At 73.0% G+C, this 2,522-nt stretch carries 2 protein-coding genes; one reads left to right on the top strand and one right to left on the bottom strand.

The window, feature by feature from the left end; genetic code table 11:
- A partial coding sequence (locus E7Z54_RS03620; RefSeq protein ID WP_136431645.1) for a glycosyltransferase family 2 protein occupies positions 1–1,825 on the bottom strand: 1,825 nt, incomplete at its 3' end.
- Between the two features lie 281 nt (positions 1,826–2,106).
- On the opposite strand from E7Z54_RS03620, the gene E7Z54_RS03615 reads away from it, so the two are divergent.
- A partial coding sequence (locus E7Z54_RS03615) for a hypothetical protein (RefSeq protein WP_136431644.1) occupies positions 2,107–2,522 on the top strand: 416 nt, incomplete at its 3' end.

Below are 2,522 nucleotides of genomic sequence, written 5' to 3'. Positions count from 1 at the left end.
CGCCGAGCCACTGGTCGGGCACCGGCGGCCACCCGATCGGGCGCTCCTCGCCGGACGCGGTCACCGCGCGCAGCGTCCACCGAGCCTGCGCTGACGTGGCGGACGGCAGCTCGAGCCGGAAAGCCGACCCATCCTCGGCTTCGGTCGTCTCGGCCCGCACCTGCACGTTCCCGGCCCAGGCGCGTACGGCGACCACGGCCGCGCCCCCGCAGTCGAGGACACCGGCGACGCTGCGGCCGCTCACCTCGATGGACCGCAGCCGCGGACCGGGGTCCGGGAGGACGCGCAGGCCCGGGACCGCGAACCGCGGGCTGAATCCGACCAGTGCGCCGGACACGGGCCGGGGCGCGAGGTGGCTCTCCTCGTGGAACCCGGCCGAGCCCTGCTCGTCCACCGCCGTGATCGGGCCGGATCGGGTCACGCCGTCGACGGTGACGCCGACCTCGAGCGACCAGCTGCGGCCGGCGGGAGCGAGCGCCTCGGCGGCGGTGGAGCGGGTGACGAGCTGCGCGACGTCGACGGTGGCGACGAACGCGCCCCACGAGAAGTCCTGGAACCGCCGTGCACGCTGGTTGCCGCGCGGGTCGCGGTACTGGCGGAGCGGCAGCTCCATTCGCTCGCGGGTCCGCTCGTCGACGAGCTCGCAGGAGATGGCGGGGAGTCGGTCCATGTGGACGAAGTCGATGGCGGCGAAGACGGTCAGCTCCAGGTGGCCGGCGTCGACCCAGCGGGCCTCGCGCAGGCTCGCGCGGAGCCGGGTCTCCTCAGCCGTCATCTCGAACAGCTCGGGCGGCACTCCGACCGAAGGGTCGTCGTGAAACGGCAGCTGCGCCCACACCTTGCCGTCGCGCACCACGGTGGGGCGGTGGCCGTGGGTGAAGAGCCGGGCGGCGTTGAACTCCTCGAGCTCGCTGCGGTGATCATGCTGGAGCAACCACAGCTTGACCCGTGACTCGGCCGACAGGGTCGTCCAGACCTGCTGGTCCGCCGACTCCAGCAGCAGGCTGACGTGGTCGCGCAGGGCCCGCCACTGACCCGCGTCGGCACGTTCGACGTCGGCCACCAGCGGCTGCACGGCGGCCTCGAGGATGCCCCACAGCCACCAGTTGCGGACGTGGGGGACGTCGAGCTGCTCGATGAGCCGCCAGGTGCGCTCGTGCCGTTCGATCCATGCCTGCAGGCTGTTGAGGACGTCCGGGGTGGTGCCGACGCCGACGCCGTCCTTGCGTCCGGTCGGCACGTAGGTGAAGTCCTTCAGGAGGTCGAAGGACTCGGCCTCCCGCAGCAGGCCCAAGGCAACGTCGGCGCCGGAGGGCAGCCCGGTGGTGAACGCCAGGCCGGCCCGTTTCCACAGCTCGGTGGTGAACAGCTTGTTGCCCAGGCCCAGGTCGGTGACGGCGACGGGAGTCTCCGCGAGCGTCGTCCGAGGGATGTCGACGTGGTGGGCCGCGTCGTACGGCGAGTCCGGGATCCACCCGGCGGTCTCCGGCTTCCTGATCCGACCGACGACCAGCGGGGAGCCGGAGTCCAGGTGCGCGGCGAGCAGGTGCTGGACCGCCGACACGACGAGGTCGTCTCCGCCGTTGACCACCATCACCAGCTCGCCGCGAGCCCTCGCCACCCCGGCGTTGCGCGCGGCGGCGAGCGACGGCAGCGCGCGGCGCCGGACCCGGATCCTCCAGTCGCCCGCGGCGTGCTGCAACGCCGTGGCGACCACTCGGTGGTGCCGTCCGTAGGGGACGACCACGATGTCGAGGTTGCGATGGGTCTGGGCTCGCAGGCTGTCCAGGCAGGGCCCGATCCGGGTGGTCTCGTCGTCGCTCACCGCCAGCACCACGGAGACCAGGGGTCCGGAGAACGCCCCCCGGAACCGACGCGTCGCCCGGCCGACGGGTCCCCGTAACCGTCCGGGGGCCGTCCTCGCGATGCGGATGGCCGACTCACGGGCGCGGGTGGTGTCGAGCACCAAGTGGATCCCTCTGTCAGGTAGCGGCGGCGGAAGGGGCTGATGATAGCGACGACGTGGCCCGACTCCGTTGCCGTGCCCTCCCTGTTTCAGAGGTCATCTAGAGTCGGCCGCAGCGCCGAGAGCCGGAAGGAACCCGCATGGGACTGTCCCTGCCCCCGAGAGCATCGATCGACCTCGTCGCGAGCTTCGCCCGAATCCGCGACGACCGGGTGGAGATCGTGCTGGCCGAGCCGGTGGACGTGCTGGACGGCGAGGTCTGGGCCGAGCTGTGGCGGCTGCGCGGCGAGGACCGCGTCCGCTGCTCCCTCGAGCTGGCGTCCGACGGCGACGCACGCAGGTACGTCGTCAGCTGCCCCCGCTCGGTGCTGGGCGACGGCCGCTGGGGCCTCTCGCTCCACAACGCCGACGAGAGCCAGCGGGTCAACGCCCGCCTGCTCGTCCAGGGTGACCGGCCGCTGTGCCTGCTGTGGGGCGCCCGGGCCGGCGCGTCGAGGCCTCCGGTGCCGTTCCGCGATCGGCCGAAGCCGGTCGCGCCCACCCGCCCGGCGGACCT

This window comes from Nocardioides sp. (assembly GCF_004803405.1).
Classification (GTDB): Bacteria; Actinomycetota; Actinomycetes; order Propionibacteriales; family Nocardioidaceae; genus Nocardioides; species Nocardioides vastitatis.
The sequence above is the reverse complement of the archived record's forward strand: the minus strand, read 5'-3'. Positions and strand labels throughout refer to the sequence as shown.